A 19807-nucleotide genomic window follows, 5' to 3' on the forward strand; every position below is an offset into this window, starting at 1 on the left:
ATCTCCATTAACATATCCTAAGATATGTTTGCAGCTTGACTCCATTATTGTTAAGAAAGTGCGTCGGGAGGTGGCGTGGGGACATTCTTCGCCGGAAAATTGCTGCAGCCGAAGCACCATGAATATTTATTTGCAGGAAATTGGTCTGCCTGAAAGGCATTTAAGCATACTGAAGGTGATGAATCGCAGATCAGCAGTTTTTTCTTTAGTTTATCGAAAGATTCTTCTTCCTTTCCTTTATTTTCTTCGCTGCTTTTTTCTATAGCATAACTATGATCAGAAGATAAGAATGGAGCCAGAGAAAATGTAAAAAATTTCGTCACAAACAGCCCCATTACCAACAGGCCAAAAATGTTCCTCCATAATTTTCTTCTCAGGTAATTCATCATCTGTAATACAAATATATGGACGAAAACAATGATTAGCCCATTCAAAAGGCAGATTATGCCGTTTTTTTAAAAGCCTGACATAAATTTTATACTAGGATTAAAACGGGATTAGAAAAGGGCTGATAAAGCTTAATTTACAATTCTCAGGAATTTATTGACAACCCAAATCATCGTTTCTATATTTTAAAATGCCAAATCGAATGCTTTATAAACGCTAATTGTAAGCTTATATCCTTTGCCGCGAATCACAACAATTCTGATATGAGGATCAGATTCCAGTTTTTTTCTAAGTTTTGATATGAACATATCCAGACTGCGCCCTACAATTACGCCTTCATCTTCCCAAATCTCTTTTTGCAACCGGCTTCTCTCTATGGTTTCATTGGGCGTACGTGCAAAAATAAGCAACAAACGCGATTCCGTTCCGGTTAGGTCTGTTGTTTCCTCGTTTATGATGAGCTTTCTATTCTTCGCATCAAACATTGCCGAACCCAAAGTGAACATGTTAGTATCACGATCATGACTTAAAGCTCTTTTAGGCTTTACCGATCTCAGAAATATAAAACCAACAAATGCTAAAAATGGCAGGCTGCCTAAAACATATCTGCTCTTTGCTGTATTTATGCCTTTCGGTTTAAATTTAATGTTGATCATGTAGCGTGCTTTAGGTTGTTTTCTTCCTATACAGGCTACAATATCATCTTTCTTATCTTTGGATATAGCGAATCCATACGCTACAGTGGAGTTGCCAAAATTAATAACGTCAACAATGTAATCATCTGCCATCGGATCCTTGGCCAGCAAACGTCGTGTAGTATTCACCAGGGCGGAAGATTGAAAAGTCAGCTCGTTCTCAAACCTGATCTGGTATTCATTTTCTGCAATCTTTTTTACCGGTAACACCCTTGAAGTACTGTCGCCCGATTGTAAGAGCAATTCATGACCGATTCTGCGGAGCAAAACTTCCCTTCTGGCGAAAACAAAGTCATCACCACCCTCCATACTGAAAGCCAGGCAAACTACAGAGATAAACGAGAGGACTATCAATGCAGGCAGATATTTGCGTTTTCCATTGAGGAGATTTTGACTAAGATGCATATTGTCAGGTTTTTATTTACAAAGTTTACATTTTTATTTACAATCCAAATTCTTCTGTCCGAAAGATATCAAGGTAATTTCGTTGATTCAATTAGATAAGATATGAAAAATAAAAGAAATGTTTTGTACAGCCTGATAGTCATGCTGGCAGGAGTAAGCTGTTTTCCCATAAAGGCCCAGCAGAAAAATGGGGTTCAGGAAGCTACTGAAACCAAAAACGCATCTACTTTTCACGGTCCCAAAAGCATGGTTCGTACCATTAAACAAGATCAAAAGGGTAACATTTGGATAACTTCAGGAGAGGGTGTTTTTAAATATGACGGAAAATCTTTTACCAATATAACAGGTAAAGTAAGTTCTGCACGCTTCTTTTCTGTTTTAGAAGATAGAAAAGGAAATTTCTGGTTCGCCACCATTGGTTCGGGTGTTTATGATTACGATGGAAATTCGTTTCGGAATTTTACGACCAAAAACGGGTTGGCCAGTGATCGGGTTGGGCATATTTATGAAGATAAAAACGGTAATATTTGGTTTGGTACTGAAAATGGAGCGAGCCGTTATGATGGAAAATCTTTTCAAAATTTTAAAATGAATGAAGCTTCTTCCGCGGCACAGACTGATTCTGTCCATATTTCAGCTTACCAGCAACCGCTTCCAAAAGACAGTTGGATGCATAATGATGTTAATGCTATCATTGAAGATAAAACAGGAAAATTTTGGTTCGCTACAAGGGGTTATATTTCCGTTTACGATGGGAAAAAATTTACCATAATAACCAATAAAGATGGAAAACCTTTTGTAAATGTTCGTTCGATAATCAAAGATAAGCAAGGCAATATCTGGCTTGGCGGAGCTGATGGCCTTTGGCGGTATAATGGCAGTACCTTTACCAATTTCACACGGAGGTTTGTTGGTTATATAACCGAAGATAAAAAAGGCAATATTTGGACGAGTTCAGAAAGCAGCAGCGGTAAAGGTTGGGCACTTTCACGCTATGATTCAAAGTCTTTATCTGATAAAAATCCAATTGTAACCGAAATCACTAATAAACCAATGATCTTCGGGATTTTAGAAGACAATGATGGTAATATTTGGTTTGGCGCTGATGGCCTGTATCGTTACGATGGAAAAACCGTTACCGACTTCAAAGGTAAAAATGGACAAAAATAACCTAAAGACCTGATAAATATTCACAGCTTACTGTTCATAAAAAAGAGACTGTATCATGCTTATGATCAGTCTCTTTTTATAAAAAAGTATTTAGGGCATTAGCTAATATTGTACACCCTCACATAATCTACATTCATACTAGTAGGCAGCGCAGCATCGTTAATCGTTTGTCCGGCCAGGTTTCCACCTACCGCCATGTTAAAAATGATAAAAAACGGTTTATGAAATTCGTCTGTACCATTAATGTTATTGGTTGTATTACCCGTTGCGTATAAATTACCATCAACATACCACCTGATGCCGCTCGAAGTCCATTCTACTGCATAAACATGGTAATCTCCCGGAGTTGTTGTGGTGTTATTGCTGTAATATACATAGCCATTATTGTCCCAGTGGATGGTGCCTAAAATAGAATTACTCTTATTTACATGTTCCATAATGTCTATTTCGCCACATTTTGGCCATCCCACGCTTCCTATATTGCTGCCCAGCATCCAGAATGCCGGCCACGTACCTTGTACCATTGGCAGTTTCATCCGGGCTTCGATCCGGCCATATTTGATGGAGAATTTGCCGTTGGTATTTATTCTGCCCGAGGTATAAGGCTGACCACCAACCGATTGTTTGCGGGCAGTGATAATCAGGTTGCCTCCGCTTACGCTCACATTACTGGTTTGATAATATTGTTTTTCGTTGTTTACGCCCAGGTTTCCCGTTTCATAATTCCACTTGGCAGCATTTAAGCTGTTGCCGTCAAATTCATCCTGCCAAACCAACGTCAGGGCTCTTGGCGTGGCAGTCTCATCTTTAGGGTTGGGGGCTTCACTTTTCTCGCTTTTTTTGCAGGCCGAGATTAGTAGAGTTAACAGCAGCACTATGCCTGCCATCTTTTTCAATTGGTTAGATTGTTTTCTCATAATTTGGTTAATAAATGTTTAGGGATATAATATTTGGTTAAAATTTTTATCTGACCTGAATTAATATTGTAATGAAAATTAAAGCGTATTTTAAATATGACGGGATGGTATTGTAACTATTTAGTATTAATACTACAATGTATGTAATTAAAATTACAAATAAAAATTTATTCCTATCACTAATTGAAGTAAATAGTACCATTTATAAGTTGATTGACACAATTAGATGTGTTGGTTTGTTTTTACCTTTGATTAAGGATTTTTATTATGGAAAACAGCACCAATAACCGATATTCAGATTTGAAATTAAGCCATCAGAAACCCACTGTATCGCAGTGGAGTGGTTTTATTCATTCTAAATGCCCGAGATGCAGAATGGGATCGGTTTTTACCGGAGCAGTGTATGGTTTAAAAATTCAAAGAATGAACGAAGTGTGTAGCGTATGTGCCTTAAAATTTGAACGTGAGCCCGGCTACTTTTACGTTTCCATGTTTGTGAGTTATGCCATGAATGTTGCCGAAATTATTTCGATAAGCGTTGCGGCCTATGTTTTAGGACTGGATATTGTTTACGAAAATTTATGGTATTTTGTTTTAGCCATATTTGCCGGTGTAGCCATACTTTCACCATTTAATTACCGCTATTCTAGAATGGTACTGCTTTACTGGCTTTCGCCCGGATTACATTACGATCCATCACGCATTGTAGAAAATAAAGTAAAAACAAACCAGTAAGTTTGAGCAGGGCTCTTAAATGAGTAGATTCGCAATAAATTTGCGAATGAAAAAACTCATACCCATTTTAGATTCCTGCACCTTAACCGATAACAAAAGGGCCGATATCCTGGTTGACCGGTTGCAGAATTATTTGGATAAACACCGAAATCTTGTTTTTCCGCACCGGCACAAGTTTTATCATTTCGTGATTTTTACTTCTGGGACAGGGAGCCATTCTATCGATTTTAATACCTACAGCGTAACACCCTGGCAAATTTATTTTATGTCGCCCGGCCAGGTGCATACCTGGGAATTTGGCGAAAATACAGAAGGTTATATCGTAAATTTTGAACGGGATTTTTTTCAGTCCTTTTTGTTGAAGCCCGATTATCTTGAAAATTTCTCCTTTTTTACAGGAGCTGACCTTTCAAATGTAAAAGAGTTGCCCATCGAAATCAGGAATGATGTGGAGGTACTTTGTAAACAATTGTATGCCCAGGTAAACGATCCTTTACATAAAAATATAGATTTTCAGAAAGTGCTGCTGCTCTCACTTCTAATGCTGGTAGAACAGCATTCGCCAGCCATGCAGGCTCAACAGTATCAAACACATAACATGGTGGTGCTGCGCAATTTTCAGAATCTCGTTCAAGAACATTACCTCCTTAAGAGGCTGCCCAAAGACTATGCAGAATTGTTGTACATTACACCGAATCATTTAAACGCCATTTGTAAGGAACTTATTGGTGCACAGGCCGGAGAGGTAATCAGGGAGCGTGTTTTACTCGAAGCCAAGCGTCTTTTAGTGAGTGGCGAGGTTAATATTTCTCAGATTGCCAACGAACTCAATTTTAATGACAATTCATACTTTACAAAATTCTTTAAAAAATACACTGGCTTAACGCCTGAACAATTTAAAAAAGAGCATTCAGCATAAGATATTTTATCGAGCAAAACTCTTCAGTCATTGTCTCATCCCAACTCAATTAGAAGTCTTAATGCTTAGCAATACGCCTTAAAATTCCCACCTGCATGGCAAAGATGAATTTATATTAGATTTCTTCACTCGTTATGTCATCCTCAACTTGATTGGGGATTTTATGCCTTGGTAATTGGTTCGCTAGGCAATTCGAAATTCAGGCATGCCAAGGAATCACTAACTTCTTATCAGTTAGCCTAAACCGCAATATTATTCGACATTTTATACTCAGATGGGGTAACACCCGTCTGTTTTTTAAAATATTTGCCAAAAAACGAAGAATTGCTAAAACAAAGTTCTATCGCTACTTCAGAAATATTCATTACATGGCTGGTTAACAATAGCTTTGCCTCCCTGATCACCATTTCATCAATAATTTCTCCGGCTGTTCTATCCGTAACCTGTTTCACTACCTGCGATAAATGCCTGGGCGTAATGCGCAGGCAGTTGGCATAATAAATTACCCGTTTTTCCTTTTTAAAATTTTCTGATACAAGTGCTAAAAAACGGTTGGTTAATTCTGTGCGGCTGTTGTGAACAAATGGAGTAGGGTTTTTCTGTTTGTTTTTTAGTAGAAAGATATCGTACAGTAACTCTAAAAAGCTATTGTGCACAATGTTTTTAATCTGAGGCGTATCTTTCGAAACATTTAGCTTCTTATGCAGGGCAAGCATATCGTAGTAGATGAAGTTATATTCCTCTTTAGAAAGCGAAAATTTATGCGATTGAATATCCTGCGACATCCGGTAAGTTTCGCCGCTGTTAAAAAATACACCCTTATTTTTCAGGTAACTCTTATTAAAATGGATACTGATAAATGCAACGCTGCTGTTGTCTGTAATCTCATAAACAGAATGTGGTAAAACCAGTAAAATATCCCTTTGGTTCAGTACATAATCTTCAAAATTGATCCTGATATTAAGTTTCCCTTTGGTAATCAGTATTAAGGCATAACTCGATGTACGAAAAGGCTCCGAACTGCAATAATGTGGATCATTGCTGTTGTGGATTTTCGCCATCAGTCCGTCGTTTAACGAAAGCGCTTCCTCATGATTTTTTTCTGAAAAAGTTTTATTAAGTAAAGTCTGTTGCATAAATCGTTCAACATTTTTTAATAATTTCTTAACAGATATAATCACTTTTACGCACCAGTTCCAGCCATCTTTTTTCGGATGGATTTTGCCCTTTATCTGTCGGATTTTGTACCGGCAAATGTAGCGTTCAGGAGCATTTTTGCAAGCTAAAATTTTTAAAATGACTAATTTCTGATTGATTTTGATGTTTTTGATTAATTAGTTAATGTTTTGTATGTGGTTTAAAAACAGTTATTTATATGGTTTTTAGGGCGTTTTAAGCTGTTTTTAACTTTTTTACTATTTTATAATAAAAGTCAGAATGTCAATTGGTCAATTCATCTGAATGTCACAATTTGTCAATCCTACATTTTGACCAATATATCCCACGTTTGAACCTTTTTTAGGCTTCAATTCCGCGTTAAAATTGTGTTATCAAATCGTTTGGTTAATGCGGCTTTAATCTGTAGGGTCGGTTCCGGTTTTAACAGCAATATCGTAGCGCAGTCCAGACTTTCAGAACAGGGTTTAAAAAACTGAAGAACAATAGCGTTCAGTATGCGTAAAAAATTACAAGATAGAATTGCCTCTTTTAAGGATGCAGCTATGATAAAAGAAAAAGGATTGTATCCTTATTTCAGGTCGATAGAATCTGCCCAGGATACCGAGGTGGTGATCGATGGAAAAAAAGTACTCATGTTTGGTTCCAATTCCTATTTGGGGTTAACCAATCATCCCAAAATAAAGGAAGCGGCCAAAGCTGCCATCGAAAAATATGGTACAGGCTGTGCCGGCTCGAGGTTTTTAAATGGTTCGTTAGATATTCACTTAGAATTGGAAAGCCGCCTGGCCGAATATGTGGGCAAAGAAGCTGCGGTGCTTTTTAGTACCGGTTTTCAGGTTAATTTAGGAGTGATATCGTGCCTGCTTGATCGTAACGATTACCTCTTGCTGGATGAATACGACCATGCTTCTATCATTGATGGAAGCCGTTTGGCTTTTGCCCGTACCATTAAATATGCGCATAACGATATGCAGGATCTCCGCCGGAAATTAAGCCGTTTGCCAGAGGATGCTGCTAAACTGATTGTTTCTGACGGTATTTTTAGCATGGAAGGCGATCTGGTTAACCTGCCCGAAATGGTAGAAATTGCCAATGAGTTTGGTGCCAATATTATGATGGACGATGCACATAGTTTGGGTGTAATCGGTTTTAACGGTTCAGGAACTGCTTCTCATTTCAACCTTAACGATGAAGTTGACCTCATTATGGGCACCTTTAGCAAATCGCTGGCTTCATTAGGCGGTTTCATTGCAGGGAGTACCGAAACCATCGAATTTATCAAACACCGTGCACGCTCGTTAATGTTTAGCGCCAGTATGCCGCCATCTGCTGTGGCCAGTGTAATTGCTGCGTTGGATATTATCGAATCAGAACCCGAGCGCATCGATAAACTCTGGGACAATACCAATTATGCCAAAAAACTTTTAACCGAAGCGGGTTTTGATATCGGGCACAGCAACAGTCCGATTATTCCCGTTTACATCCGCGATAATACCAAAACCTTTATGATCACCAACATCCTCCAGCAAAATGGGGTTTTCGTTAATCCGGTGGTTTCTCCGGCAGTGCCATCCGATTCATCTTTAATCAGGTTTTCGCTAATGGCCACGCATAGTTTCGAACAGATTGAAAGTGCGATTGAGCAATTAAGTGCTGCTTTTAAGGCCGTTAACGTAGAATTAGTAGGGAGCCAGTCATGAGAGAACTGATCAAGGTTTCTGACAAAAAAGCATTGGCGGCATTTGTCGATTTTCCGCATGATTTATATGCCGGCGACGTAAATTATGTGCCTGAATTGTTTATTGCGCAGCGCGACTTGCTTACCCCGGGCAAACATCCTTTTTACGAACACTCTGAAATTCAGCTTTTTTTGCTTTATGATGGAGGTAAAGTAATCGGACGTATTGCTGCGATTAATAATACCAACCACAATAAAGTGTACGAATCGAAGGATGGTTTTTTTGGCTTTTTCGATTGTATCAATGATGCATCGGCAGCCAAACAGCTTTTTGAAGCAGCACAGGAATGGTTAAAGGAGCGTGGATTAACGAAAGTTTTAGGCCCGGTTAATTTTTCTACCAACGAAGTGTGTGGCTTACTGATTGAAGGTTATGATGGTCCGCCGGTAGCCATGATGCCTTATAATGCACCATATTACCTGCCGCTTTTGGAGCAAATGGGTTTCAATAAAAATGTTGATTTAAGGGCTTACCGTTATACTGCCGGCACTTATAGCGACCGGTCGGTAAAGTTGATGGACAGGATAGAAGAGCGTTTAAAACGGAACGACATCATTCTCCGCAAAATCAACATGAAGAAATTCAAGGAAGAGTGCAACGCGGTAAGGGATGTGTATAACAAAGCATGGGATAAAAACCTGGGTTTTGTACCGATGACAGATAAAGAATTCGATTATACGGCGAACGACCTGAAAATGATCCTAGATCCAGAATTTTGCATTTTGGCCGAGCAACATGGTAAAATCGTTGGTTTTGCGCTGGCCATTCCGGATATCAACCAGATTCTGATCAAAATTAAACGTGGAAGGTTATTCCCGACAGGTTTAATCAAACTTTTGGCCAATAAAAAGAAAATCGATGGCATCCGTATTTTATTGCTTGGTGTGGTTGATGGTTACCGTAAAATGGGGATCGAAGCCTGTTTATATGGCCGGATCATTAAACGTTTCGAAGCCAAAAAAATGAAATATGCGGAGGCGAGCTGGACCCTGGACCATAACGACCTGATCAATAAACCGATTGAGGATATTGGCGGAAAACTGTACCGCAAATACAGGATTTTAGAGAAAGCAATATGAAAAAGCGGGTGTTGATTACAGGAGCGACTGGTTTTGTGGGGTATCACCTGATCAAATCTGCTTTAGCTAATGGGATGGAAGTATATGCCAACGTACGTAATACTGCTGCTGCCGAACACCTTAAAGCGTTTCAGATCAATTATGTTGACCTGGATTTTGAATCAATTTACCTGCTAAAAGAAAATATTGAGGCGAACAAGTACGATTACATTGTGCATGCCGCTGCGGTAACAAAAGCCAAAAGTTTAACCGATTACAATAAGATTAACGCAACATATACCAGGAATTTAGCCGTAGCCGCTTCAAAATCAGCACACGCGATAGAGAAATTTATATTCATCAGCAGTCTCGCAGCACTAGGTCCCTTAAGGCAGAAAAATGAAAAACTGACGGAAAAAAGCGCTTCAAAGCCAGTAACCCAATATGGGATCAGCAAAGCATTAGCAGAAACTTACCTGGCTCAGGTTCCGGATCTGCCTCTGATCATATTCAGGCCGACAGCGGTTTACGGCCCAAGGGAGAAAGATATCTTCATCCTGATTAAAACCATTAAAGCCGGGCTGGAGCTTTACATCGGTAAGCAGGAACAGGAATTGAGCTTTGTGTACGCTACCGATCTGGCTGATGTAATCATCAAAGCACTCACATCTGATGTTGTGGGTAAGGCTTACAATATATCCGACGGGGCAGTGTACAAGCGCTCATCGCTTGCAGCTTATGTAAGCAAGGCTTTAGGCAAAAAAACAGTAACGGTAAATGTGCCGGTGCCGCTGATTAAAGGCCTGGCCTGGGGGATGGAACGTTTGTATGGCGTATTTAATAAAATTCCGGCTTTAAACGTAGATAAAATAAAAGAACTCACCGCCTTAAACTGGGGCTGTGACATTAAAAATATACAGAAAGATTTTGGTTTTGTGCCACAGTTCGGGTTAGAGCAGGGAATAAACGAAACCATCAACTGGTACCGAAAAAACAATTGGTTATAAGATTTTAAATAAAGAATAGAATGAAACAACAAGTAAAAGCAGCTGAAGGTAAGCTGGGAATATTAATGCCAGGACTTGGCGCGGTAGCTACTACCATGATTGCCGGCGTTGCTGCAGTTAAAAGAGGTTTATCAAAACCAATCGGTTCGTTAACGCAAATGGGCACCATCCGTTTGGGTAAAAGAACAGAAAAAAAAGAGCCAAAAATTAAGGATTTTGTACCATTAGCCAATCTTGAAGATTTAGTATTTGGTGGCTGGGATGTGTACGAAGATAACGTGTACGAAGCCGCATTAAATGCCCGTGTATTGGATGCCAACCTGTTACGCGATGTACGCGAAGAGTTACAGGCCATTAAACCAATGCGTGCCGCTTTTGATAGAAACTACGTAAAAAACCTTGATGGTAAATATGTAAAAGACATCGATAACCGTTACGAACTGGCTTTAGCCGTAATGGAAGATATTAAAAACTTCAAAGCTGAAAACAATTGCGATCGTATTGTACTGGTTTGGTGTGGTTCTACCGAAATTTATTTCGAACCATCTGAAGTGCACGAATCGCTTGCTGCATTTGAGCAAGGCTTAAAAGACAACGATCTTCGCATTGCGCCAAGTATGATTTATGCTTATGCAGCCTTAAAATTAGGCATTCCTTTTGCTAACGGTGCGCCTAACTTAACCGTTGATATTCCTGCTTTGATCGAACTGGCTAAAGAAACCAATACGCCAATTGCCGGTAAAGATTTCAAAACCGGTCAAACTTTAATGAAAACCATTTTAGCACCAGGTTTAGCGGCCCGTTCGTTAGGTGTAAACGGTTGGTTTTCTGATAATATTTTAGGTAACCGCGATGGTTTGGTATTAGACGATCCGGATAACTTCAAAACCAAAGAAGTATCGAAACTGGGCGTATTGGAAGATATTTTCAAACCAGAAGTTAACCCTGACTTATATGGCGATATGTACCACAAAATCAGGATCAACTACTATCCGCCTCACGGTGATAACAAAGAAAGCTGGGATAACATCGACATTTTCGGTTGGTTAGGCTATAAAATGCAGATCAAAATCAATTTCCTTTGCCGCGACTCTATTTTAGCCGCACCAATTGTACTGGATCTGGCTTTATTTATCGATCTGGCTAAACGTTCAAACCTGTCAGGCATTCAGGAATGGTTATCGTTCTACTTAAAATCGCCGCAAACAATCCCTGGCGTACCAGCTGAGAACGACATTTTTAAGCAATTGATGAAGCTTCAGAATACCTTGCGTTACATCATGGGCGAAGAATTGATTACCCATTTAGGTCAGGATTACGAAGAAGAACTGATAGAAACGGTATAGTGATTATCCACAAATTTCTTTCAACGGCCCTGGGAATTGGCTACATCGGCAAAGGTGCAGGTACTTATGCTGCAATAGCAACCTGTATTTGCTGGCACATTTTCCAGGGCCCTTATGTTAACCCATATTTATGGCCGGTGCTTTTCACCATGTTAATCGTGATGATTGGGATCATGAGTGCCGATCGGGTAGAAGAGATTTGGGGAAAAGACCATAATAGGGTAGTAATTGATGAAGTGGCGGGAATGTGCATTACCCTGTTATTTGTGCCTTTAAAATGGCAATATACCCTTATCGGACTTGTTCTTTTCAGGTTTTTTGACATCCTGAAACCCTTTTACATCCGCAAACTGGAAGAACTTCCGGGCGGTTGGGGAGTAATGGCAGATGATATACTGGCAGGGATTTACGCGAATATCATTCTCCAGCTGGTAGTGGTTTTTGATTTTTTTTAGATACATGCTCACCTTCCTAAAAGCACAGGCATCATCCTTAATGGCATCAGCAACCGATTTTGGTATCACCATTATTGCAGTAAACCTTTTTGGATTGTGGTACCTGGCAGCAAGCATCATCGGAACCATTTCGGGCGGGGTTGTTAATTTTTTGGTCAACCGTAAATGGGTTTTTCAAAGCCGGTCGAAGGAAGTGAAATGGCAGGTACTCAGGTATATTATAGTATGGGCGGGCAACCTGGCCATCGTTACTGCGGGTGTGTTTATTTTCACCCATTTTTTCAATCTCAACTACGTACTCGCTAAAGTAGTGAGCTCGGTTTTAACTGGCATCAGCTACAATTATATCATGCAAAGGCAGTTTATTTTTACAAGTTAAATGAAACCTATCTATTCATTTTTTTTATTTCCGTTACTCGTTTTTATAGTGCAGGTAAATGCTTTTGCACAAAGAACCGTGGTTTCCGGAACCGTGCGCGATGCCGTAACCAAAGAAACACTGCCCAATGTTTCCGTTTTTTTTAAGGATACCCAAATTGGTACCCAAACCGATATCAATGGAAAATATACAATCGTTTCGCCTAATCCACAGAGTGAATTAAGTTTCAATTATGTGGGTTATCGTACCGTTTTCAAAAATATTGTAGCTTCTGCTACGCAGGAATTTGATGTAGCACTGGTGCCCGATGCAAGGGCTTTGGATGAAGTGGTTATTGTAGGTGGTAAAAAAGTAAGATACCGCAATAAAGATAATCCTGCGGTAGAACTCATCCGCCAGGTAATTGCGCATAAAGACGAAAACCGCATCAAAAGTTACAATACCGTATCGTACAGGGAATATGAGAAGATGTTGTTCAGCCTGAGCAATGTTTCAGATAAATTCAGGAACAAAAGAATGTTCCGGAATTACCAGTTTTTATTTCAGGAGCAGGATTCTACCTTAATTGGCGGGAAAAATCTTTTGCCCGTGTATATTCAGGAGAAACTGGCTGATAATTACCTCAGTAAAAACCCCGAAAAGAATAAAACCATTGTAATTGGCGAAAAACAGGTTCAATTTGACAGCCGTTACATTGATAATAAAGGATTGAAAACTTATTTCGACCGGATGTACCAGGATATTGATATTTATAAAAACAATATCTCGGTAATCAGTAATGAATTTTTAAGCCCGATTGCCGATGGTGCACCTACTTTTTACAAGTTTTTCATCACCGATACCATCAAAACACAGAAACCTGAAATTATAGAACTGTCTTTTACGCCCCGCAATACCGGCGACATGTTATTCGAAGGAAAGATTTATGTCACCAACGATAGTCATTATGCCGTTACCGGCGCTTCCTTTGGCGTAAATAAAAATATCAACCTCAACTTTGTACGCGCACTTAAAATCGACCTTGATTTTGAAGCCAATGATAAAGGAAAATACAGCTTAAGCAAAAGTAATTTACTGGCCGATTTCGGTATCGGTAAAACCAAAGGCATCGGCTTTACCGGCGAACGTACGGTGACATTTAAAAATTACCAGTTCGATGCGGCTTTGCCTGATACTATTTTCCAGGGAAAAAGTACCGTGGTACTCGCTGATGCTGCTAAACGAAACGATCAGTTCTGGGAGAAAAACAGGCTCGATACCATTTCTAAAAACCAGCTGAAGATTTACGGTAACATCGATACACTGCAAAATCTGCCTTCTTTTAAACGCACGATGAAAATCGTGACCCTTTTATTTGCAGGTTATCAGAATTTAGGTCCTTATGAAATTGGTCCTGTAAATACTTTTTACAGTTTTAACAATGTAGAAGGTTTAAGGTTGCGTTTGGGCGGAAGAACTACGCCAGAGCTAAGCAAACGTTACTATTTCGAAAATTATGTAGCTTATGGTATTAAAGATGAGAAATGGAAGTTTTTCCTTTCGGGTACCTATTCACTGAACAATAAATCGATCTACGAATTCCCGCAGAATTACATCAGGGCAAGTTTTCAACGCGATACCAAAATCCCCGGTCAGGAGCTGCAGTTTGTGCAGGAAGATAACTTTTTATTATCCTTTAAAAGGGGCGTAAACGATATGTTGCTCTACAACGATTTTTACCGTCTGGATTATGTAAGGGAGTTCGAAAACCACTTTTCTTACAACCTGGGCTTTAAAAAATGGAGTCAAACACCGGCTGGCGGATTAAATTATTTAAATTCGGATAATCAACTGGTTAACAGGCTTACCACCAGTGAGGTTTCGCTACAGTTAAGATACGCTCCAAATGAGAAATTTTATCAGGGTAAAATTTACCGGGTACCCATTGCCGATCGTTATCCGGTATTTAATTTACGCTACACCGCGGGTTTAAAAGGGGTGCTGGGTGGCGAATACAATTACCATAACTTATTGGGAAGCATTGATAAACGCTTTTATTTATCGCAGCTAGGTTATAGCGATGTAACCCTGGAAGGCAGTTATATCGCCGGAAAAGTGCCTTTCCCGCTATTGGATATCCACCGTGCCAATCAAACCTATGCTTATCAGCTCAACTCATACAACCTGATGAACTTTCTGGAATTTGTGAGCGATCATTATGTGAGCATTAACATCGACCATAATTTTAATGGATTCTTTTTTAATAAAGTGCCTTTGCTTAAGCGCTTAAAATTAAGGGAAGTGGTATCATTTAAGGCTTTATATGGTGGTTTGCGGAATGAAAACAATCCAAATTATCAATCTGGTTTATATCAGTTACCGGTTTATGAAAATGGTGCGCAAAGAACTTATGCCTTGGGTAATCAACCTTACATGGAAGGCAGTGTTGGGGTAGGTAATATATTTAAACTGTTAAGGGTCGATCTGGTTAGGCGTTTCAATTACCTCAATAATCCGGAGGTTTCGGAATGGGGAATCAGGGCAAGGGTAAAATTTGATTTTTAAAAAATATGCAATGGAAACAAAATTAAGGGACAGCCTTCAGCAGGGCATATATAAAGTAATCAATCCTTTTGTAAAGGGATTGATTAAAATAGGTTTAACGCCGAATATGGTAACTACAATTGGCCTCATCCTGAATATTGGCGTGGCCGTCATTTTTGTACTCGGTGCCGAAAAATCAAACCGCGGCGACATGTCGTACATTGGATGGGGCGGGGCATTGGTGCTTTTTGCAGGTTTGTTCGATATGCTCGATGGTCAGGTTGCGCGCTTAGGAAATATGAGTTCGAAATTTGGCGCCTTATACGATTCAGTACTCGACCGCTATAGCGAAATGATTATGTTTTTGGGTATCTGTTATTACCTCGTTGCACATCATTATTTTTTAAGTTCATTGTTTGCTTTCATCGCCCTGATCGGTTCGATGATGGTGAGTTATACCCGTGCAAGGGCCGAAGGTTTGGGCGTAGAGTGTAAAGGTGGTTTAATGCAGCGGCCAGAGCGTGTGGTAACCATCGGTGTTTTTGCCATTGCCTGTGGTATCGCCGGGCATTTTATCGGTGGCGATTATAAAATTTATGTGCCGGGCATTTCGTTCCATGTTTTCGAAACCATGTCGGTTTTTACCATGCCCATTACCATTATGGCTTTATTAACCAATATTACCGCGGTTAAACGTTTACAGGAAGCTAAAAAAGGGCTCGAGGCACAAGAATTTAACGAAAGGAAAGGCAATAACAAAGCCGCATTAATCGCCGGACTGGTTTTGCTGACGAGTTTAGGTAGTGCACTTTCTTTTAATGCAAATGCACAGGGAAGTGATCCGTCGCCAATTACTTTTCCAATGCCAAAAGATATTAGTAACCAGCTTTTTTACCTGCAACGAGATCCGAACACCAATACCATTATCTGCCAGTTAAACGTAGATAAACATGGCGTAGTGAATAAAGAGCAGCCTGTAAATGTGTTCTGGATGCGTTACGGTGATAATGGCGAGAAGAAAGATTTAAGTTATATCCAAAGGAAATTTGCTTATGGTATTATCAGCAAAGATCTGGGTAATGGTAATTTCGAACTTAGGTTTACTTCGCACAAAAAATTACCAATGTATTTGAATAAATCTGCCGCAGACAAGAAATACCATGTTTTTGCGACGATTAACAATAAAAAAATGCAGCTGGAACGGATATTCCTGCGGATTGAAGGCGGAACGTTTTGGTTCCCGAATGTAAAATATGTAGAAATAAGAGGAGTTGATGCAGCGGAACCATCAAAGGTGTTGATTGAAAGGATTAAGGTTTAGCGGAGGGGCGGTTGGCGTTGGGCGTTCCCACTCAATCCGTTATTGCGAGAAGCGGGTTCCCCCTCGAACCGTCATTTCGAGCGGAGTGCAACGAAGCCGAGAAATCTACCTCGGGATAGATCTCTCCGTTTCGCTCCCGATGAAAAATCGGTAGCTACAGTCGAGATGACGAACGAAGGGAAGATAGTTAAATGTCAGTCTGAGCGGAGTCGAAGTCCTTCACTGCGTTCAGAATGACAAATTCGTCATTTCGGGCAGAGTGCAACGAAGCCTAGGAATCTATAGCAGTTTGTCATTCTGAGTGCAACGAAGAATCTTTTGTTATGCATTGGGTTCCGTGTTTCATCGGTTAGAGATTCTTCACTGCGTTCAGAATGACAAATCCGTCATTTCGAGCGGAGTGCAACGAAGCCGAGAACCACGTAGTGCTCAGCAAAGCTAAATCCACCTTGAGATAGATTTCTCCGTTTCGCTCCCGATGAAAAATCGGTAGCTTCAGTCGAGATGACGAACGAATGGAAGATAGTTAAATGTCAGTCTGAACGGAGTTGAAGACCAAAAAAAATAATTTTACCAAATGAAAAAGAATTTTGTTTCAAATTCTACCGCATCCATCAGGATGTTTAAAAATGACTTTTTAGAGAGCTTATCTAAAGTGCAATTTTATGTGCCGTTAATTGTTTATGTTCCTGTTATTGGTTTCCTTTTTTGGAAAGCACTGGCAGAAATACAGATGCCGGTTTTAAATTTTGCAGGCTGGTTTCTGCTTGGCCTGGCCATCTGGACGATTACCGAATACATCCTGCACCGTTATGTTTTCCATTTCGAGCCAGATGCGGAGTGGGGCAAAAAGATCCATTTTATTTTCCATGGCGTACACCACGATTATCCCAATGATGCCAAACGCCTGGTTATGCCGCCTTCGGCCAGTATTCCAATGGCTTTAGGATTTTATTTTCTCTTCGACTGGATATTGCCAGCAACCACCGTTTATCCGTTTTTTTCGGGATTTATGATCGGTTACCTTTTTTACGATATGGTGCATTATGCCCTTCATCATGCCAATTTTAAAAGTGGTTTCTGGAAAAAATTAAAACAGCACCACATGCTTCACCATTACTCCGATTCGACAAAAGGCTATGGGGTAAGCTGGACTTTCTGGGACCATATTTTCAGGTCGAATTTTGATAAAAAATAACATGCAGCAGGAAGTTTTGCTTAAAAACAGTTTTTATAATATCAGGAATATTTATCTGACAGTTGCTATATCTCTTGGATATCTGTTGTTGTCAGCTTTGCTGGTGGGTTTTAAAACCGATCAGCTCGTGTTGATTTTTATTTTTAACAGCCTTTTTTATATTTCTGCAGGAACCAGGCGTTTCATTCTGGGTTTCTCAATTTTTATCGTGTATTGGATCCTTTTCGATTACATGAAGGCTTTTCCGAATTACCTGTTTACCGAGGTGCATATCAAAGATTTGTACGGATTGGAGAAAAGCCTTTTCGGCATCAATTATAACGGAATAAAACTCACACCAAACGAATACTGGAAACTAAATAGTCACTCATTTTTGGATGTAGTTACCGGCCTTTTCTACCTGATGTGGGTACCTGTTCCCCTGGCTTTTGCAACTTATCTTTTCTTTAAAAACAAGGAACAATTCGTCCGGTTTTCCCTCACTTTTGTTTGGGTAAATTTATTAGGTTTTGTGGTTTATTATGCATTCCCTGCAGCACCGCCCTGGTATGTACAGCAGCATGGATTTGAATTTATAGCCAAAACTCCTGGTAATACAGCAGGCCTGGCCAGGTTCGATCATTATTTTAACATTAATCTTTTTCAGGGGATCTATAGTAAAGGTTCTAATGTTTTTGCTGCGATGCCTTCGCTTCATTCTTCCTATCCGGTAATCGTTACCTATTATGGCTTGAAAAACAGGTTGGGCAAGATTAATTTTTTCTTTTTGGTTGTGATGATCGGAATCTGGTTTTCGGCAGTTTATACCAGTCATCATTATACGCTGGATGTATTGGCGGGAATCAGTTGTGCAACGGTTGGAATTATCAGTTTTAATTACCTTGTTAAAAATACCAGACTGAAAGTGTTTATTGAACGCTTTGTTAAAAAGATATAATACTTTTTATTATTGCGAATTCAGCATCCTTACTATCGTCATTTCGAGCGGAGTGTAGCGAAGCCGAGAACAACGTGAAGCTAAATCTGCCTGTAGATAAATCTCTCCCCGCCTGTACAAACGGGCTGGCCACTGCGTTTCGGTCGAGACGACTTTTTCTCAATAAACTGTTAGATATTAAGTCTAATCTTAATGTTCTTAACTTCTTAATGGTCAATTATGCTTTGTGCATTCATAGCTGGATAATGGGAGATATAAGCATGTTTTGATCATTTACAGATGAGACCCAATGATTAAGGTATGTACGAAATTCTACGAGCCAACTTTCAGATAAACATTAGGTTGATTTACGGTTTCTTCATTACCACGAACGGCAATAGTATGATGTGCCTTTGCAAAATAATAAAACTCAACGCTTGCTATCAGGATCAGGGTATAACCAAAAAGTTCTAAAGATTCTTCCGAAACATTCTTCACATCACGGGTATATTGCGCTTCCATTACCGCCATCCAGAACACCTTTCTTCCATATAAACGTGCAAAAATATAGGTTGTAAATATGCCCGACAAGAGTATGCCAAAAGAGAACTTAGAAACAAAATCGTTCATGTTCGACAGGAAAACAGCTCTCTTCCTGTATATTAAAATTGCGGCCAGTATCAATAAACTAAAGGCAGCTGTTTGCCAGGCACCGTCGTAAATGTGCTCATCTAAAAGTGCATCCTGTTCTCTGATTAGCGAAGCAAATGTAAAGGCAAACAAACCAAAGGACAGCGGAAACATCGATTTGTATTTAAATGAAACACGCAGGTAAATTAACGAGCAGGTTAAAAGGATCATGCTTTGAACCGCTTCTACCATAGAATCTTCAGTAAATTTGCTTTGTCCCGTTTCATGTTTAACGTTCCATTTTAAGAATTCGGCAGCGAGGTAAACAATTGTTCCATATACAATAAATCTGATAATGGCTGTTTTGAAGCCTTTTGTGCTGGGTTTTATAGTTTTCTTTAACATCTTTAATACAATTTATGCTTTGCTGGAACGCAATCAGACCGCACCGTTTACACCTATCTGAATAGCGTAAAAGCGAGAGCAAAAATCGTTTTCTAAGTATTGTTTTAAAAGGTCAAAAACTCTTATAAATTAGTCAAAATGTACGAATAAGGCATGTTTACAATATGATGGCAATTAGGATGAAAGATGGGAAATGTATGAGAGGTATGGAAGTCCGGAAGACCGATGTCCGAAAATAATTAGCCCACATCAATGGCAATTTTTTCTTAATGATCTCAACTTCTTAATTGTAAATAGTCCGGAAGTCTGAAGACCGATGTCCGAAGAAAATTAGCCCCATCAAAAGCTATTTTCTTAATGATCTCAACTTCTTAATGATAAATAGTCCGGAAGTCACAAGACCGATGTCCGAAGATAATTAGC

18 protein-coding genes are annotated in these 19807 nt (G+C 39.6%); 13 read left to right on the forward strand and 5 right to left on the reverse strand.

Annotation, left to right across the window (positions count from 1 at the left end; all coding sequences use genetic code 11):
- Nucleotides 1-50: 50 nt before the first annotated feature.
- Together ACTJKC_RS01000 and ACTJKC_RS01005 are read right to left on the reverse strand one after the other, a co-directional pair.
- On the reverse strand, nt 51-389 hold the full coding sequence (locus ACTJKC_RS01000; RefSeq protein ID WP_440789474.1) for a hypothetical protein: 339 nt from the start codon (nt 387-389) through the stop codon (nt 51-53).
- Between the two features lie 183 nt (nt 390-572).
- Entirely contained in the window at nt 573-1487 is a 915-nt protein-coding gene (locus ACTJKC_RS01005; protein ID WP_440789476.1) for a winged helix-turn-helix domain-containing protein, read from the reverse strand.
- A 102-nt stretch (nt 1488-1589) separates the two neighbouring features.
- Between ACTJKC_RS01005 and ACTJKC_RS01010 the strand changes: the two genes are divergently transcribed.
- Entirely contained in the window at nt 1590-2657 is a 1068-nt protein-coding gene (locus ACTJKC_RS01010; protein WP_440789478.1) for a ligand-binding sensor domain-containing protein, read from the forward strand.
- 98 nt (nt 2658-2755) lie between these two features.
- Here the strand turns inward: ACTJKC_RS01010 and ACTJKC_RS01015 are convergent, their stop codons facing one another.
- Nucleotides 2756-3574: a glycoside hydrolase family 16 protein gene (locus tag ACTJKC_RS01015; RefSeq protein WP_440789480.1), complete on the reverse strand. Its 819-nt coding sequence runs from the start codon at nt 3572-3574 to the stop codon at nt 2756-2758.
- Between the two features lie 267 nt (nt 3575-3841).
- Between ACTJKC_RS01015 and ACTJKC_RS01020 the strand changes: the two genes are divergently transcribed.
- Together ACTJKC_RS01020 and ACTJKC_RS01025 are read left to right on the forward strand one after the other, a co-directional pair.
- A complete protein-coding gene (locus ACTJKC_RS01020; RefSeq protein ID WP_440789482.1) occupies nt 3842-4309 on the forward strand; it encodes a DUF983 domain-containing protein in 468 nt (155 codons plus the stop codon).
- Between the two features lie 46 nt (nt 4310-4355).
- Entirely contained in the window at nt 4356-5228 is an 873-nt protein-coding gene (locus ACTJKC_RS01025; RefSeq protein WP_440789484.1) for a helix-turn-helix domain-containing protein, read from the forward strand.
- Nucleotides 5229-5467: 239 nt separating this feature from the next.
- Here ACTJKC_RS01025 and ACTJKC_RS01030 read toward each other — a convergent pair whose 3' ends face one another.
- Nucleotides 5468-6364: an AraC family transcriptional regulator gene (locus tag ACTJKC_RS01030; RefSeq protein WP_440789486.1), complete on the reverse strand. Its 897-nt coding sequence runs from the start codon at nt 6362-6364 to the stop codon at nt 5468-5470.
- Nucleotides 6365-6901: 537 nt separating this feature from the next.
- Here ACTJKC_RS01030 and spt point away from each other — a divergent pair.
- From spt to ACTJKC_RS01080, 10 genes are all read left to right on the forward strand, one after another.
- Complete coding sequence (gene spt, locus ACTJKC_RS01035; protein ID WP_440789488.1) at nt 6902-8107, forward strand: serine palmitoyltransferase; 1206 nt, start codon at nt 6902-6904, stop codon at nt 8105-8107.
- Complete coding sequence (locus ACTJKC_RS01040) at nt 8104-9225, forward strand: hypothetical protein (RefSeq protein WP_440789490.1); 1122 nt, start codon at nt 8104-8106, stop codon at nt 9223-9225. The genes spt and ACTJKC_RS01040 overlap by 4 nt, the downstream gene beginning before the upstream one ends.
- The gene (locus ACTJKC_RS01045; protein WP_440789492.1) at nt 9222-10211 is read left to right on the forward strand and encodes an NAD-dependent epimerase/dehydratase family protein; all 990 of its coding nucleotides are present in this window, start codon (nt 9222-9224) and stop codon (nt 10209-10211) included. The genes ACTJKC_RS01040 and ACTJKC_RS01045 overlap by 4 nt, the downstream gene beginning before the upstream one ends.
- Nucleotides 10212-10231: 20 nt before the next feature.
- On the forward strand, nt 10232-11557 hold the full coding sequence (locus ACTJKC_RS01050; RefSeq protein ID WP_440789494.1) for an inositol-3-phosphate synthase: 1326 nt from the start codon (nt 10232-10234) through the stop codon (nt 11555-11557).
- Nucleotides 11557-12012: a phosphatidylglycerophosphatase A family protein gene (locus ACTJKC_RS01055; protein ID WP_344850894.1), complete on the forward strand. Its 456-nt coding sequence runs from the start codon at nt 11557-11559 to the stop codon at nt 12010-12012. The genes ACTJKC_RS01050 and ACTJKC_RS01055 overlap by 1 nt, the downstream gene beginning before the upstream one ends.
- A gap of 4 nt (nt 12013-12016) precedes the next feature.
- Complete coding sequence (locus ACTJKC_RS01060; protein ID WP_440789496.1) at nt 12017-12391, forward strand: GtrA family protein; 375 nt, start codon at nt 12017-12019, stop codon at nt 12389-12391.
- Nucleotides 12392-14935, forward strand: coding sequence for a DUF5686 family protein (locus ACTJKC_RS01065; RefSeq protein WP_440789498.1), 2544 nt, complete (start codon nt 12392-12394; stop codon nt 14933-14935).
- A 10-nt stretch (nt 14936-14945) separates the two neighbouring features.
- Nucleotides 14946-16235 (forward strand): DUF4833 domain-containing protein, encoded by a 1290-nt coding sequence (locus tag ACTJKC_RS01070; protein ID WP_440789500.1) that lies wholly within the window; start codon nt 14946-14948, stop codon nt 16233-16235.
- Between the two features lie 577 nt (nt 16236-16812).
- The gene (locus ACTJKC_RS01075) at nt 16813-17433 is read left to right on the forward strand and encodes a sterol desaturase family protein (RefSeq protein WP_440789502.1); all 621 of its coding nucleotides are present in this window, start codon (nt 16813-16815) and stop codon (nt 17431-17433) included.
- A 1-nt stretch (nt 17434) separates the two neighbouring features.
- Nucleotides 17435-18370, forward strand: coding sequence for a phosphatase PAP2 family protein (locus tag ACTJKC_RS01080; protein ID WP_440789504.1), 936 nt, complete (start codon nt 17435-17437; stop codon nt 18368-18370).
- 312 nt (nt 18371-18682) lie between these two features.
- Here the strand turns inward: ACTJKC_RS01080 and ACTJKC_RS01085 are convergent, their stop codons facing one another.
- On the reverse strand, nt 18683-19384 hold the full coding sequence (locus ACTJKC_RS01085; RefSeq protein ID WP_440789506.1) for a hypothetical protein: 702 nt from the start codon (nt 19382-19384) through the stop codon (nt 18683-18685).
- Between the last annotated feature and the right edge of the window lie 423 nt (nt 19385-19807).

Source organism: Pedobacter sp. 22226 (genome assembly GCF_052045455.1).
GTDB classification, from domain to species: domain Bacteria; phylum Bacteroidota; class Bacteroidia; order Sphingobacteriales; family Sphingobacteriaceae; genus Pedobacter; species Pedobacter jeongneungensis.

Coding starts and splice junctions, on each gene's coding strand:
- ACTJKC_RS01060 (WP_440789496.1), top strand. CDS start 12,017: ATGCTCACCTTCCTAAAAGCACAGGCATCATCCTTAATGGCATCAGCA.
- ACTJKC_RS01070 (WP_440789500.1), top strand. CDS start 14,946: ATGGAAACAAAATTAAGGGACAGCCTTCAGCAGGGCATATATAAAGTA.
- ACTJKC_RS01040 (WP_440789490.1), top strand. CDS start 8,104: ATGAGAGAACTGATCAAGGTTTCTGACAAAAAAGCATTGGCGGCATTT.
- ACTJKC_RS01085 (WP_440789506.1), bottom strand. CDS start 19,384: ATGTTAAAGAAAACTATAAAACCCAGCACAAAAGGCTTCAAAACAGCC.
- spt (WP_440789488.1), top strand. CDS start 6,902: ATGCGTAAAAAATTACAAGATAGAATTGCCTCTTTTAAGGATGCAGCT.
- ACTJKC_RS01020 (WP_440789482.1), top strand. CDS start 3,842: ATGGAAAACAGCACCAATAACCGATATTCAGATTTGAAATTAAGCCAT.
- ACTJKC_RS01015 (WP_440789480.1), bottom strand. CDS start 3,574: ATGAGAAAACAATCTAACCAATTGAAAAAGATGGCAGGCATAGTGCTG.
- ACTJKC_RS01030 (WP_440789486.1), bottom strand. CDS start 6,364: ATGCAACAGACTTTACTTAATAAAACTTTTTCAGAAAAAAATCATGAG.
- ACTJKC_RS01045 (WP_440789492.1), top strand. CDS start 9,222: ATGAAAAAGCGGGTGTTGATTACAGGAGCGACTGGTTTTGTGGGGTAT.
- ACTJKC_RS01075 (WP_440789502.1), top strand. CDS start 16,813: ATGAAAAAGAATTTTGTTTCAAATTCTACCGCATCCATCAGGATGTTT.
- ACTJKC_RS01000 (WP_440789474.1), bottom strand. CDS start 389: ATGATGAATTACCTGAGAAGAAAATTATGGAGGAACATTTTTGGCCTG.
- ACTJKC_RS01065 (WP_440789498.1), top strand. CDS start 12,392: ATGAAACCTATCTATTCATTTTTTTTATTTCCGTTACTCGTTTTTATA.
- ACTJKC_RS01080 (WP_440789504.1), top strand. CDS start 17,435: ATGCAGCAGGAAGTTTTGCTTAAAAACAGTTTTTATAATATCAGGAAT.
- ACTJKC_RS01010 (WP_440789478.1), top strand. CDS start 1,590: ATGAAAAATAAAAGAAATGTTTTGTACAGCCTGATAGTCATGCTGGCA.
- ACTJKC_RS01050 (WP_440789494.1), top strand. CDS start 10,232: ATGAAACAACAAGTAAAAGCAGCTGAAGGTAAGCTGGGAATATTAATG.
- ACTJKC_RS01005 (WP_440789476.1), bottom strand. CDS start 1,487: ATGCATCTTAGTCAAAATCTCCTCAATGGAAAACGCAAATATCTGCCT.
- ACTJKC_RS01025 (WP_440789484.1), top strand. CDS start 4,356: ATGAAAAAACTCATACCCATTTTAGATTCCTGCACCTTAACCGATAAC.